At 49.3% G+C, this 14,500-nt stretch carries 11 protein-coding genes and 1 tRNA gene; 11 read left to right on the top strand and 1 reads right to left on the bottom strand.

Annotated elements, in window-relative coordinates; translation table 11 throughout:
* Positions 1–21 precede the first annotated feature (21 nt).
* From JOD20_RS19170 to JOD20_RS19125, 10 genes are all read left to right on the top strand, one after another.
* On the top strand, positions 22–771 hold the full coding sequence (locus JOD20_RS19170) for a VirB3 family type IV secretion system protein (protein ID WP_204756816.1): 750 nt from the start codon (positions 22–24) through the stop codon (positions 769–771).
* 21 nt (positions 772–792) lie between these two features.
* Entirely contained in the window at positions 793–1,413 is a 621-nt protein-coding gene (locus JOD20_RS19165) for a hypothetical protein (RefSeq protein WP_204756815.1), read from the top strand.
* A gap of 93 nt (positions 1,414–1,506) precedes the next feature.
* The gene (locus JOD20_RS19160) at positions 1,507–2,322 is read left to right on the top strand and encodes a Cof-type HAD-IIB family hydrolase (RefSeq protein ID WP_204756814.1); all 816 of its coding nucleotides are present in this window, start codon (positions 1,507–1,509) and stop codon (positions 2,320–2,322) included.
* Between the two features lie 754 nt (positions 2,323–3,076).
* Positions 3,077–3,550 (top strand): hypothetical protein, encoded by a 474-nt coding sequence (locus tag JOD20_RS19155; RefSeq protein ID WP_204756813.1) that lies wholly within the window; start codon positions 3,077–3,079, stop codon positions 3,548–3,550.
* A gap of 630 nt (positions 3,551–4,180) precedes the next feature.
* Positions 4,181–4,287, top strand: a tRNA-OTHER gene (locus tag JOD20_RS19150).
* 150 nt (positions 4,288–4,437) lie between these two features.
* Positions 4,438–6,024 carry a TROVE domain-containing protein gene (locus JOD20_RS19145; RefSeq protein WP_204756812.1) on the top strand — a complete coding sequence of 529 codons (1,587 nt, stop codon included), beginning with the start codon at positions 4,438–4,440 and terminating at the stop codon, positions 6,022–6,024.
* Positions 6,025–6,154: 130 nt separating this feature from the next.
* A complete protein-coding gene (locus JOD20_RS19140; protein WP_204756811.1) occupies positions 6,155–6,889 on the top strand; it encodes a hypothetical protein in 735 nt (244 codons plus the stop codon).
* 384 nt (positions 6,890–7,273) lie between these two features.
* Positions 7,274–9,484: an ATP-binding protein gene (locus JOD20_RS19135; RefSeq protein ID WP_204756810.1), complete on the top strand. Its 2,211-nt coding sequence runs from the start codon at positions 7,274–7,276 to the stop codon at positions 9,482–9,484.
* A 244-nt stretch (positions 9,485–9,728) separates the two neighbouring features.
* Positions 9,729–10,805 (top strand): WXG100 family type VII secretion target, encoded by a 1,077-nt coding sequence (locus tag JOD20_RS19130; RefSeq protein ID WP_204756809.1) that lies wholly within the window; start codon positions 9,729–9,731, stop codon positions 10,803–10,805.
* A gap of 68 nt (positions 10,806–10,873) precedes the next feature.
* Entirely contained in the window at positions 10,874–11,191 is a 318-nt protein-coding gene (locus tag JOD20_RS19125) for a hypothetical protein (RefSeq protein WP_204756808.1), read from the top strand.
* A 65-nt stretch (positions 11,192–11,256) separates the two neighbouring features.
* On the opposite strand, the gene selD is transcribed toward JOD20_RS19125, so the two are convergent.
* On the bottom strand, positions 11,257–12,303 hold the full coding sequence (gene selD / locus JOD20_RS19120) for a selenide, water dikinase SelD (RefSeq protein WP_275580644.1): 1,047 nt from the start codon (positions 12,301–12,303) through the stop codon (positions 11,257–11,259).
* Between the two features lie 142 nt (positions 12,304–12,445).
* Between selD and JOD20_RS19115 the strand changes: the two genes are divergently transcribed.
* Complete coding sequence (locus JOD20_RS19115; RefSeq protein ID WP_204756806.1) at positions 12,446–14,470, top strand: choice-of-anchor B family protein; 2,025 nt, start codon at positions 12,446–12,448, stop codon at positions 14,468–14,470.
* Positions 14,471–14,500 lie beyond the last annotated feature (30 nt).

Here is a 14,500-nt window from a genome sequence, read left to right as displayed (position 1 = left end):
CTAGAGATTGGACGTAGCTTTATGAACTCACGCCACCCGTTACGTGTTGCGGCCACCAAGCCCCTGCCCTTAGTTGTCTTGGCGGTTGGGATTGCCATGTCGCTGACGATTTATCCTTGGTTGATTGTGGTTGCAATTATTGCCTATGGTTTGATGCTGTGGGCGTTGGCCAGCGACCCCAATATTTTGGCCCAAAAGCCCGAAGCACCAAAATTGGCCAAAATTACCAGCCGCACCTTTCAATCGCATTTGGATACGATTGATCATACTCGCCGCGAGATTACGCGCTCGACCAATGTAACTGCTGGGCCGTTGCAACGTCTGTTGCAGCCAATTGCCGAGCAGGCTAATGAATTGTATCAACAGGCCCATGGCTTAGCTGATAAAGGCCAATTGATCGAGCAATATTTGTATACCTCGCCACCACATGGCTTGCAACCGCAAATCGATAATCTTGATCAGCGGATTGCCATGACCAAAGACAGTTATACCGTTGATCAATTGAAAGAAACTCGCGCCGCCTTGATTGATCGCCAGCAAAATGCCCAAGCCTTGGCAACCTACTATGATCGGATTACGGCGCAATTGCAAAATATTGCTGCCAACCTTGATAATGTGTTGGCTGAAACCGTGCGTTTGCGGGCATCCGAGGCTTCGAGCGCGACCCAAACCTCGCAAGAAGTTGCCGAGCGGCTGAGCAATTTGAACGCCGATATGGATGCGTTTCAGCATGTTTTGGAAGGTGCAATGTCGCAAAGTGGCGTTGCCTAAACAGCTACTTGGGAGAATTGTATGGTTATAGGCATTTATCTTGTGCTTTGGCTGGCGATTGCGCTTGGCATTTGGTTGGCGAAACGCAAAAAAAGCTCAATCGAACGCATGCGCCATTTGTTGGGCATTGTTGTGATTGAGCCAGTTGTAACGATCATCATGCTGCTGGTGGTTTATCCAGTGCTCCTACGATGGGTCTGGCAAAATAACCTCATCAGTGTTGAGCAGTATCAGTTGGTAAACACCAATGCTCCATTGCAAACCCTGCTGCCAATTGTATCAGTCGTGATTGGCTTGCTACCTTTATTATTGCTCTTCGATGAGCAAGCAGTGGTGCGCAAGGTTGCTTGGCAAGCAGGATTAATGGTGCTTGGCCGTTGGCTCTACCTGATTATGGTGCGGATTCTGCTGGCGAAAGATTTTAATCCATGGCTCGATATGCTGTTAATTGTCAGCTATTTGGTGTTGCTCGCAATAACAATTTACATTGGCAATGCGTTATTAATTGGGCGTTTAGACCGCTTAATCAAGCCCGTGCCGGTTGAAAACGAGCCATTGTTTCAAGGGCAACCGATTGTCTATGCCGATCCAAGTCAGCAGCCAATGATCTATCTTGATCCGCCCAAGGATCAGGAGCGCTGATGGTGTTATACTAGCAATCAATTCGAGAATATCGACTCAACGACGCTGCGGTATACTAGCTGCACGTCGTTGTTGCGTTTTAGAGGATACTTCATGTCGCCCAACTATCGTTTATTAGCGCTTGATCTTGATGGAACCTTGCTTGATGCAAGCTTAGAGCCAAGCGCCGCCACTAAAGCAGCGATTGCCGATGCCCAGGCTGCTGGCGTGCATGTCACTATTGCAACTGGCCGGATGATTCGTACTGCTCAGCCATTTGCTGATATGCTCAACATCACCACGCCATTAATTACCTACCAAGGTGCGCACGTGCAAACCGCCGATGGTACGGTGCTTTACGATAACCCTTTGCCCTCCGATTTGGCCGCCGAAGTGGTTGAATTGGCCTTAGCAGAGGGCTTGTATATTCAGGCCTATATTGACGATCAATTGTGGATTGTCGAGCGCAGCCCAGAGGTTGAAGAATATTTAGGCTTTTCGCTGGTTGATATTCCGGTGAATGTGGTGCCAAATTTGGTGGAAATTGTGCGTCAAAAGCCTGTTACCAAGCTGGTTTGGATTACTAATCCAACAGAGTTAGAGCGCACGATGCAAGAATGGGGTGCACGCTGGAAAGGCCGCTTGGAAATTTTTCGCTCGCACGACCATTTTGGCGAGGCTTCGGCGATTGGTAGCTCCAAAGGGGTTGGCTTAGCAGTTTTGGCTGAACATCTTGGCATTGCGCAAGCAGAAGTTGCCGCAATTGGCGACCGCGAGAACGACGCTTCGATGTTGGCTTGGGCGGGCTTTGGCATGGCGATGGGCAATGCTGATCGTTTTGCTTTAGCGGCAGCAAATCATACGCTGCCAACGCTCGCCGAAGATGGCGCTGCCTATGGCATTCGGCGCTTTGTGTTGGGCGAGGAATAAGCGAGGGGTCAGCAGTCAGAGATTAGGGGCTAGGATTGAGATAGAAGTGTCGAAAATAACCGTGTCTAAGAGATGTGGCTATAGGCTATAGGCTATGGGTTAAATGCTGATCCACGAAGAGCATGAAGAGCACGAAGGCTCTAGGCTTGTGGCGCTAGGTTAGCGGAACAATTGTTGGTAACTCCACGCAATCTCCGCTAGCCAATAGCCTTCAGCCAACAACCATACTTCTCTGCGCCTCTGCGGTAAATGCTAATCCACGAAGTTTTTTTAGCCACGAATTGCACGAATGACACGAATGATTTACTTTCATTCCTCATCCTTGCCCTGAACCCGTTTCGCCTTTTGACCTTTGACTTTTGACTTCTGACTTTTCATCCCTCATCCTTCATCCTTCATCCTTGTTATCAGCCTAATTGCCTAGGAATTTCCGCCTGATGGCTGATGACGGGCTGATTAATTGCGTTTATAGTGAGCCTATCACCGAAATTCGTAGATCGAATAGGAAAGGAACGAGCACCATGCGACGGCTACTCACCAATCCACAACCAAAACGCCAGCCTATCACCCATTACTCACCGATAGCCCACAATTGTGGCTCATTGCGTAATGTAGATTTAGGCTACCGTTTTGCAGGCGAGATGAGTTGGACGAAGGATGGATGGCGACCGCTAGTGTGACGCGTACTGACACACGCTAATGCTAAGGTCGTCACAGCAGTGGCGACTATTTTGTTTTAGCGAGAGGTTTGCTCATGACGCTCGAAGATCCCACCCGCATTGATATTGTTGCGGGTTCGCTCGACCCCGCCCGCCCTGGGTTGGATTTATGGGTCGTAGACACTGGTTCAATCAGTGATGACAGCCTTCGCTATCGCTTGCTGATTGCCAAAGTGTTGATCTACGCAAATTATATTGCCAGCCCCATGTTTACGGTGCAGCATCCCAAAATTAAACGTGCTGATGTGTTGGTTCGGGTGGTGTGCTTAACTCCGCCAACCAAAATAATGCGCGACGTAACCGGCATTGTTTCGTGGTTTGACCAAAGTTTGCGCGTGCCTGTGGTGGTCGAAGATGCCGCCAAAGTGGCCAAGCACTTGGATACCTGCCACGGCGAAGTGCGCAACTATGTGCGTAAAGTGTTGGAATTGGCGCAAATTGAGACAGCGCCCGAACCAACAACCTCGTGGCGCTTGCCATGGCGCGGCAAAGCCAAAAAAACCGCTTGAGGGAGAGAACGAGCGGAGCAGGAATCGACTTTAGTCCAAGGAATCGCTAGCCAATGCTTGATTACAACATCAATGGCGTAGCGCTTGTGGGAGAGAACAAACGAGCTGGCGAGGTGTGGTATTTTCAATCTCGTTTACTTCCTCGCCTGCTTGTGGGAGACAAGTGAGAGTTTGCTGAGGTGCTTGTGGGACATACTTCGCTCATTCCGAAGTTCCACGCCTCTTCCTCAGCAGCCTTGCGTTCAGCATACCGTTTGAAGGAGTCGTATGCAGCTACCTGAGGAACCGTGCAATGTTAACGTGGCGAATGCGAGCTTTAATCAGCCGCTTCTTAGAACCATTGTAACCATGAGTTAGTCTCGATTGAGATGATCCACGAAGCTGGAACCGCGAAGGGTGCGAAGATCGCGAAGCAGGTTTTTAACGCAGAGGCGCAGAGCAGATTTGGCTATTGGCTCTAGGCTATGGGCTATCGGAACAATTTGCGGGTTGGAGCATGGGTAGTGGGTTTGCACAAATAACCGATTCCCAGCCCCTGAACCCTGAACCCTCGGCTCTTGGCTGATGGCTACTGGAACAATTTGTGGGTTTGATTTCATCCTTCATCCCTCATCCTTCATCCTTAATATGGAGCCTATAGCTCAGTTGGTAGAGCAAAGACTTCTACGTCTACTTCCTCGTTCGCGAGGTGATAGTAGGAATTGCTTCGGTCGCAGGTTCGAGTCCTGCTAGGCTCCCCTATTGTGGCCCCATGGCCGAGTCGAATCGATGTGATGTAGTTGCCCAAACCAATTCACAGCGTTTGATTCGCAAGCGTGATTCGACTTCGGCCATGGTTTTTTCCGAGAGAAGTGTTATTTTCCCTACCTTATAACCTGGAGGTGGCCATGAACATTGTTCGCCGCCTGTTTGCGCGCACGCCTGATGCGGCTAATGGGCTGAATCACGAGGGCTTTCCGACCTATCAACGCAGTTTGGCTGAACGCTATGTGCAAATGTTGTTGACCAATACACTTGGCTCGACGTTTTATGCCTCGCAAGGTACAAATTATGCCTTGGCCTTGGAGTTGCACCAAGCAATGTTAGCCGCTAACCCACTTTTTGCTGCGAAAGCCTTGGTCTATGCCCGCGAACAAGGAAGCATGCGCCTTCAGCCAATTATTGGGTTGGTCGCTTTATCAACTGTCGATTTGGCTTTGTTTCGCCAAATTTTCAAGCGCATTATTCTTACGCCTGGCGATTTGCAAGATTTTGTGCAAATTGTGCGTTCACGCCAGATTCGGCCTGGCATGGGTCGGGCGATTAAGCAAACAATCAATGCTTGGTTGCTGAACTTGAGCGAATATCACGCGATTAAATATGGTGGCACGAACGCTGGCAGCATGACCTTGCGCGATGTGCTGCGGCTCACGCGCCCGCAACCAGTCGATGATCGCACCAATGCCTTGTTTAGCTATCTGATTGATCGCGAACGCTGGCGCGAAACCTGGGCCGAGCAAGCGCCTACGCTCTTGCCACAAATCGCTGCGCTGGAGCAATTGAAGCGCACGACTGACCCGAACGAACAGCGAGCCTTGGTTGCGGCTGGGCGCTTGCCCTACGAAATTGTGACTGGTGCGATTAAGCCAGATCGCGAGTTGTGGCGGGTGTTGATGGAGCAAATGCCCTACTTTGCCTTGCTGCGCCATTTGGCAACTTTGCAACGGGCGGGTGTGTTTCACGATCAGGCAATGATTGAATATGTGGTTGGCCGTTTGAGCGATCTTGAAGCGCTGCGGCGGGCCAAAATTTTGCCCTTTCGCTTGCATGCTGCTTGGATGGCCTTCCTGCCAATGAACGAGCACGAAGGGCTGATTCGCCAAACCCTTGTGGAAATGCTCGAAATGGCCTTTGTGAATATGCCAGAAATTCCTGGCCGCGTGGTGATTGCACCAGATATTTCTGGCTCGATGCGCGGCACGCTCAACCCCAAATCACGAGTACGCTACGTTGATATTGCTGGTATTTTCGCCGGCTCGCTCTATCACAGCAACCCTACGGCGCAGCTGTTGCCGTTTGATACGACTATTCGACAGATGGATTTTTCGCGTCAGGCCAAACTGATGCAGATTATCCAGCAAATTAGCACGAAATTTGGCGGTGGTACGGCAGTTTCGGCTCCAATCTCCTATTTGTATGCCCGCCGCGAGGTTGTCGATCTGGTAATTGCGGTTACTGATAACGAGGAATGGGCAAGTGATAGCTGGGGGGGCACAAGTTTTATAAGTGTTTGGCGTAAATATTTGGCCGAGATCAACCCCAACGCCCAAGCATTTTTGATTACGCTTGCGCCGTATCCGCACGCGGTTGCTCCGCCCGATGAGCCAAATGTGAGCTTTATTTTTGGTTGGGCCGAGCATGTGCCAGCCTATATTGCCCAATCGTTGCTTGGCTATGCCGACCAGCTGAGCGCAATCGAGCAAATTACCATTTGAGTTGATATAGGTACTATTGAAAGATAGTACCTATGTTGTTGTAACCTAGGACTCTTGCTGGCGTACCATAGTACGAGCACAACGCCCTGTTGTGTTGAGTGAAAGGGACTAATCGGCTATGTTGAAACGTATGCGTGTTGCTCTCGTGGCATTATTGGTGATGGTAACGAGTTTATCAGCTGCCGCTGCTGAACGAGTTGATAGCTTGCCAGCGGTTAAAGCCCAATCAAGTGGTCGCAGCGAATTATTGATGCAAATCAATAGCGAGCCATTGATGGTAGCCAAGGTCGAACAAGAAAACCCCAATCGAGCCTATATGGTCATTCGCCCAGTTGGTTTCTTATCGGATATCGACTTGGTTGAAATGGTGCTCTACGATGGCACGCTCTATAGCCGCACCGGAATTGAAACCCAATGGTATATTGAAGCAACTGGTTTGCCCGAAGCCGCGCCAATTGAAGATTTGCCCGAAACGCCAACTGGCGATGTGCCAGTAACCCACATGGGGGCAATGCCAATTGCTGGTGCGCCAACCGAGCAATATCAAATTTGGCTCAATAGCGATGCTGCTGGCACAAGCTACCTCAAATTTGATTTGTGGGTTGGGGTTGAAGCCAACTATCTGCATCAAATGCAATTAGGCATGTATAGCAACGACCCTGATTTTGGGGCTTTATCGCTCGAAGTCGTCCAACGTTCATACGATTTCGATAGCAGCATCAAGGTCTATGCACCAGCCAACGCGATTGAGCGCCAAGTCGATTATGGCTTGGTTGGCGTGTCGTATGCAACGCCAGAAGCGAATGTGTTGCTTGCACCATTTACTACCAACGCCGCCCGCACATGGCTTGCCGACAAGCGCTAAACTGATTAATCAGCTGCAATCCCCGTGGAGTATTTCTACGGGGATTGCTGTGTAATGCGCGTAGCAAACCACGAAGGACTGAAACCACGAAGAACGCGAAGAGCACGAAGAACGATTTTTGCCACAGATTCCCACAGATTGATTTGATTATCTTCCGCTAGCCCAAAGCCCATAGCCTGGCCCCTGACCCCTAGCCCCCAACAACCGCTCCCCAATCCCCAACATTAACAATCCTAGCCATCCTAGTGCATTTAAGCCAGATTTTCGTGTATGATTAACCAATGCAACGGCTCAGCAATCGGGCTATGCACGACAACTCACCATGCAATGCCGCATGGCTGCTATCAATGTTGATGGCTTTAGCAGAAACCAATTGGTGTGTAGATGCAGACAGAACATTCCGATCTCCTTCCACGATATACCACTGCGCTCATTGGGCGTGATGCTGAAACTGCTGAAATTGGAGCCTTGCTGACCCAAGGCCAGCGCTTAATTAATTTGGTTGGCGCAAGTGGCGCAGGCAAAACGCGCTTGGCCGTCGATTGTGCCCGATTCTATGCAGACCACTTTGCTGGCGGCAGTTTTTTTGTCTCATTGGTGCCGATTCGGGCGGCGGGCTTGGTATTGGCCACAATTGCCGAAAGCCTTGGCATTGCTCCGTCCAGCGATCAACCATTAATAGCGACGATTGCTCATTATTTTGCCCCCCAACCAAGCCTCTTAATTCTCGATAATATCGATCATGTGATTGAAGCTGCTTCTGATGTGCAAGCCTTGGTGGCAGCAGTGCCTCAATTAACGGTCTTGGTAACCAGCCAAGTAGCTTTGAATGTGGCTGCTGAAACGATCTATCGCGTGCCATTATTGAGTGTTCCGGCGGCAGATGCCCATTTGAGTGCTGACGAAATTATGCAATATGGCGCGGTGCAGTTGTTTAGCGAACGCTTGCGCCGTTTGCAGCCGATGCTCAAATTCGACCAAACCCAAGCCCTAGCAATTGCCGAAATGTGTCGTTTGGTGCAAGGCTTGCCCTTGGCGGTGGAATTGGTTGCGAGCCATAGTCGCAGCTTGCCGCCGTCGGATTTAGTGCGCATGGTGCGTCATCATTTGCGCTTAGGCGCTGCCATGATTGATAAAAATAGCACCATGCAACGTAAAGAAATTTTGTGGCCGGTGCTCGATTGGTGCTATCGGTTGCTTTCGCCGACGCTGCAAGTTTTGTTTATTCGCTTGGGGATTTTTCGCGGCAGCTGGACGCTGGAATCAGCTGAGGCGATTTGTGCTGGGATTCCCGATGTACCAATTAATGTGGTTGAAGGCTTGCAAACCTTGGTCGATAAATCGTTGGTTCAACTCGAAACCTTGCCCAATGGCGAGCAGCGCTATTTGATGCTCGATGCTGTGCATTCGTATGCTGAAGGGCGTTTGCAACGACGGCGTGAAGCCAATCATCTGCAACGCTTGTATAGTGCCTATTTTACCCACTTGGCCGAAAGCGCCGAAAAACCATTGCTTGGAGCTGAACAACCGCTGTGGATGGCGCGCTTGCAAAGCGATATTTACAACTTGCGTTCGGTGCTCGATTGGGCTGTCGAGCAACATCCTGCCACAGCCTTGCGAATTGCTGGCTCGCTGTGGTTGTTTTGGTTTACCAAAGGCTATGCCCAAGAAGCCCGCACGTGGATTGGCCAAGCATGGTTGCGCGAGCACGAAGTTGATCCAGCAGTGCGCGCCAAAGCCGCAATTGCCGCAGGTATTTGCGCCCAATATTTTGCTGATCACGCTGATGCTAGACTGTGGTATGAGCGTGGTCAAGCCTTGTTTAAACAAGTTGGCGATAGCTTTGGCGAAATCCGCGCCTTGCACAATCTCGCATCATTGGCCTATCAACAACGCCATTATCAACAAGCAGTTGAACTTGGCGAGGATGTTGTGGCGCGTTGGCGAGCAATTAATGATCATTCTGGCGAGGCAGCAGCGCTCGGCAATTTGGCCAGTGCCTACATTGGTTTGGGCCGTTTTGATGATGCTGAACGTTGCTATCAGCAAAGCTTGCACATTAACCGCACGATTGGTCATCAAGTTGGGATTATCCTCTGTCAGAGTTCGCGTGGCATTTTGGCCTGTGCAATTGATAATTTGGCATTGGCCGAACAAGTGCTTGATGAAGCCCTGAATCTGGCCTTGCAAAACGATGCTCGCAATCTCATTCCTGGGGTGCAAGGCTCGTTGGCACGGGTTTGGTATAAGTATGGTCAACTGCAGCGTGCTTTTCAGCTGTTGCGACCTGTCTTCGATCTTCAGGCTCAAATCCAAAACTTGGAGCAATCGGGCGATGAAATGTTGACGCTGGCAGCGATTCTGGCGGAGCTGTATCCCAATTTGGCCAGCCAAGCCCTGGCGTTTGCTGAACGCATGCAAGACCCTTACAATCAGGAGCATCAACCTGATCCTGCTTCGTTGCGCGAGTTTGAACAAATTGCTGAGCGTGTTGGCAGGTTTGCTGATGAACCGATCGCGTCGATAACCTTGCCAACAATCAGTGAATTTCTCGATTTAGTCGATCAAACGGTTGATCCAAGGGTGTTGGGCTAGAACCTACTGTTGATCTAAACAAGTCTTGTTTCCCCCTCAAACCCGTTTCCATCCGATGGAAGCGGGTTTTTTACCTAACTAACATTAGCATCAATTATCGAAGTTTATCTTGAATTATAGTGCTATGTTATTGACAATTGTTTGAAGCTTTTGGTATGATGCTATGTAATTGATTGAACAGCTTGTTGCCCCTTTTCTGCATACAATCTTGATTGTTTCTCAATCCTCAGCAAGGAGTCCATCTATGCCAGCTCCGATTGTCTTGATTGAGTATGAACGCATGCGCGAACTGAGCCACCGTTTCCAACGCCAAGCCGAGGTAGTGCTTCAATTGGATCAACAATTAAATCAGTTGTATCAGCAATTGCTGTGTGATTGGCAAGGTGACTCTGCCAACCATTTTTTCAATGAAATGCAAACGAATGTTTTTCCAGCCTTGGGCCGACTCAAAGCCGTCTTAATCACCGCGCAACAAGTTACATTAAATGTTAATGGTCTGCTCCGTGAGGCTGAAATTGAGGCTGCAAGCCTCTTTAACCAAACCTTTGACGAGATTAATCTGCCAACCATTGGTATGTATGGCAATCCAGCAGCAAAAAGTACAGAAGTGCGTAACCCTGAATATAGAAAAGTAGATAAACCAGCCTTTGCCAAAGGTTCTGGTGATAGTGATGCTATTGCGTTCGATGATGTTAATCAGGGATTGATTGCTGATTGTTATTTAATGGCTGGATTAGCAGCGATTGCCAAAACAAATCCTGATGTCATTCGGAATGCTATTCGGGACAATGGCGATGGGACATATACTGTAACTTTTTATCCTGAGCAAGGGTTTTTGGGCTTTTTTGGTAAACGCTCAAAAGTTGAAGTACGAGTTACAAATGATTTTGTTTATGCAAAAGATGGTAAGACCCCAGCCTATGCGCAACTTAGTAATGATTCAGAAATTTGGCCTATGTTAATTGAAAAGGCGTATGCTCAACATAAAGGGAGTTTTGCGGCGATTGCCTATGGAGATCCTGGTGAATTTATGGCGCTCTTGACTGGAAAGGATTCCTCACAAATCAATGGGTCAAAAGTTGATTTTACCCAACTTAAGCAGCGCTTAGATAGTGGTGATGCCATTACTGCTGGTACATACAAGTCGCTTTCAAACCCTCCAAGTGATGTTGATGCTCGGCATGCCTATGTTATTCAAAGCATTGATCTGAATAAGCAAACTGTGACCATGTATAATCCTTGGGGCTATGAGCATCCAACAATTAGTTTCGATGAATTTAAAAAGCATTATCAGCAGGTTTCGATTAACGAAAAGGACTGATTTTTATGCGTATTGTTTCTTCAATTGTTGTGCTTACAAGCATATTAATTTTAGTAGGAGCATGTGGAATGTCCAATCCAGCAATTCCTGATACTAACCCTGAACCAATTGTTTATCCCCAAACCAAGCCCGATAGTGTTATTTTGCCCTATGGTGTTCCTCATTTAGAGTTTGCGCAGCATTGGGTGCGAATTAAAAGTTATGATGAAGCGACTGATCTGATGACTGTTGAAATTCGCACTGAGCGCACGCAGGCCGGGGTTCAACAGCAGGTTAAAGTTGGTGATGCGGTGACAATTAATCAACAGCAATATACCGTTTTGGCGCTTCAGGCTCCACAAAATGGGCTTGGCTGGCTTGAAATCGATTCGCATCCCCAACCATAAGCTGATGCTTTGAATTAATGCTGTTTGCCCATGATGTGCTGTGGAGCTTTATCGATGGTGCTCGTTTAAAGAACTTCGATTAGTTGTTGCTCAATAATCTCGCCAATGGGCCAAAGTTGGTCGCTTGCTTGGGCAAATTGCTGTTCGAGCGCAGCCGCATGCTCAGCAGCCACCGCAATCAATAATCCCCCAGAGGTTTGTGGATCGTATAACAAGGCTTGATGCGCCGGATCAACTGTTTCAGCATAGTTGACCTGAATTTGTTGCTCGACATAAGCACGATTGGTATGCAAGCCACCAGGCATGATGCTTGCTTGGGCATAGCGATAGGCTCCTTGGAGCAGCGGCAATGCTTGGCTATTAATCCGCAGCCCCACCTTGCTATTGCGCGCCAACTCCAAGCCATGGCCGAGCAAACCAAAGCCGGTAATATCGGTGGCGCTGCGAATGCTGCCAACTGCTGCGATATGCTCCGCAGCCCGTCGATTGAGTTTGAGCATGCTTTCGATTGCCAAGTCGAGATCGGCTGGATCGCCAACTTGGCGCTTGCTGGCGGTGCTGATCACACCTGTGCCAAGTGCTTTGGTCAAATAGAGTTGGTCGCCTGCTTGAGCTTGAGCTTTGCGGGTGATGAGTGCTGGATCGATTAAGCCAGTCACGCAGAGGCCATATTTTGGCTCATTATCAATAATCGTATGGCCGCCAGCCAGCACTGCGCCTGCTTCGGCAACTTTATCTGCGCCGCCTTGCATAATTGCTTGAATAATGGTTGGCGGCAGATCGCGTGGAAAGCCTGCAATTGCCAAGGCCAAAATTGGCTTGCCGCCCATTGCATAGACATCGCTCAATGCGTTCGCAGCAGCAATCGCCCCAAAACTATAGGGATCGTCAACAATCGGTGGAAAGAAATCCACCGTTTGGACTAACGCTTGCTGCTGATTGATTTGATAAACCGCCGCATCATCGCTGACATCGAGGCCAACTAACAGCTGCGGACTGGTTGGTAAGCGCAAGCTACTAATTAAATTGCTGAGAGCCCCTGCCCCCATTTTGGCCGCTCAGCCAGCGCAAGAAGCTAGCTCGGTCAGCCGAATCTGTTCGCGATCTGCCATAGAAATTTCCGCCAAACCTATAGAGTAACGAGTGGCGCATGCCAAACCATTAATATTATACACATATTAAGAATCGCGTATAATAGGGCATCTCCAAAGGCGGCCCCTATTTTCTCCGATGGTCCTACAGTGAGGTTCTGGCATGCACACACACAATGGACGTTGGTCGCGTTCGTTAGCGGTTGGTTTTGCAGTGGTGGCAGCGTTTGTGTTAGCGCCAATTGCTTCGATTTCGGCGCATAGCAATCATGATCATAAGATCTATGTTGCGCCGTTCGGCAGAGATGAAGGTGATTGTTCGAAGATTTGGCAGCCCTGTTTAACCATCGAATATGCAATTAATCGTGGCACTGGCAAGGGCGATGAAATTCGGGTTGCTGCTGGTGATTATCAATTTGATGCTCGTTCGGTTGGTTTATTGCTGAGCCGCCAAATTCCAGTGCGCGGTGGCTATAGCGCTCGCGATAATTTTACCGAGCAAGATCCTAGTGCCAATCCAACCTATGTGGCGGGGATTCCGACGCGCTACCGGGAAAAGTTGGCAGCGATTGGGTTTGCGCGGGTTGAAGATCGCGATGGTAGCGATACACCTGAACTTAATCGAATTCAAATTCCAACCGAGTTGGAAACCCCAAGTGCCGCCCAACCATGTGTCAATGGCATGGCTGGCAATTTCGAATGCCGTGGCATCGACTTCTTGGGCAGTGTTCCACTCTCAAGTTTTAAGGTTAATACTGTTGGCGCAACCGATGGCAGCAACTTGTGGGGCCACGTCGATCTCAACACCAATCGCGAATATGCGGTTATTGGGGTCAACAATGGCACAGGTGTGGTTGATGTAACTGATCCGACCAATCCAGTTGTGATTGGCACCGTGCCAGGCAATAACTCACAATGGCGCGAAGTGAAGGTATATCAATATTTCAACACAACCCAAAATCGCTGGAATGCCTATGCCTACCTTTCGACCGAAAATCGCAGCCAAGGCTTGCAGATCGTTGATCTCAACCACTTGAGCGATCCCAATCCTTCGGTGAGTTTGGCAGCAACCTACACCGCTGATTTTGGCTCATCGCATACCGTTTACATCAAAAACGTTGATTACAGCACCAATGTGGCTTTGCCCGGCAAAACTGCTACCCTCTACATGAACGGCGTGGGCAAAAACGGCAGCCGCTTGAGCTCAGGCGTATTCCGTGCGTTTGATATTAGCAATCCACTTACGCCGCAAATTATTGATAGTGGCGTGCCAGATACGAATGTCAGCTACACCCACGACGATACCAGTATGATTATTACCGATTCGCGAACCTCAGCATGTGCGCCTGGTCACCAAGCCTCGTGCGAAATCATGTTCGATTTCAGCGAATCGTCGGTCGAAATTTGGGATATTACCGATTCGGCCAATCCATTTCACATTAGCTCACGGCCTTATACGGGCAGCGGCTACACGCACTCTGGCTGGTATAGCGACGATAAAATGTACGTTTTCATCCAAGATGAATTGGATGAATCAAATCAAGGCCATAACACCCGCGTGCGCACGATGGATATTCACGATTTGGATAACCCAACCATTAGCGCAGTTTGGGATGGCCCAACCAAAGCAATCGACCACAACGGCTATACAATCGATAACGACTACTACATGTCGAATTACTTGCGTGGTTTGACGATTTTGGATGTAACCAACCCCAATAGCATCCAAGAATCAGCCTTCATCGATACCTATCCGGGGAGCAATGCTGCCAACTTTGATGGTGCTTGGGGCGTTTATCCCTACTTGCCAAGCGGCACGTTGCTGATTAGCGATATTTCGCGCGGCTTGATTATGGTGCGTAAATCGGCACCACCAGCCCAAGCAGTTGCTGGCTTGGCAGTGAGCAACGATGGCCCAACGGTTGTTGGCCAAGCTACCAATTTCGAGGCCACGATTACGGCTGGCACGAATGTAAGTTATGTTTGGAATTTTGGTGATGGTTCAACGGATGTGACAACCACAACCACCAACTTGAGCCATCGCTATGCTAATGTTGGCAATTACACGGTTACGGTGCGCGCAAGCAACACCACCAACTCGCTTTCTGCAAGCACAAGCGTTGTGGTTGAAGCGCCAGCCCAAGTGCAGTGGTCGGTTTGGCTGCCTTACGCAATTCGCGCTGAATAACTTTATTCCTTTGGAGATCACAAAAGCGGG

The sequence above is a fragment of the Herpetosiphon giganteus genome (genome assembly GCF_016907925.1).
Taxonomy (GTDB): domain Bacteria; phylum Chloroflexota; class Chloroflexia; order Chloroflexales; family Herpetosiphonaceae; genus Herpetosiphon; species Herpetosiphon giganteus.
Note: the sequence above shows the minus strand (reverse complement) of the source record. Positions and strands in the feature narration are given on the sequence as shown.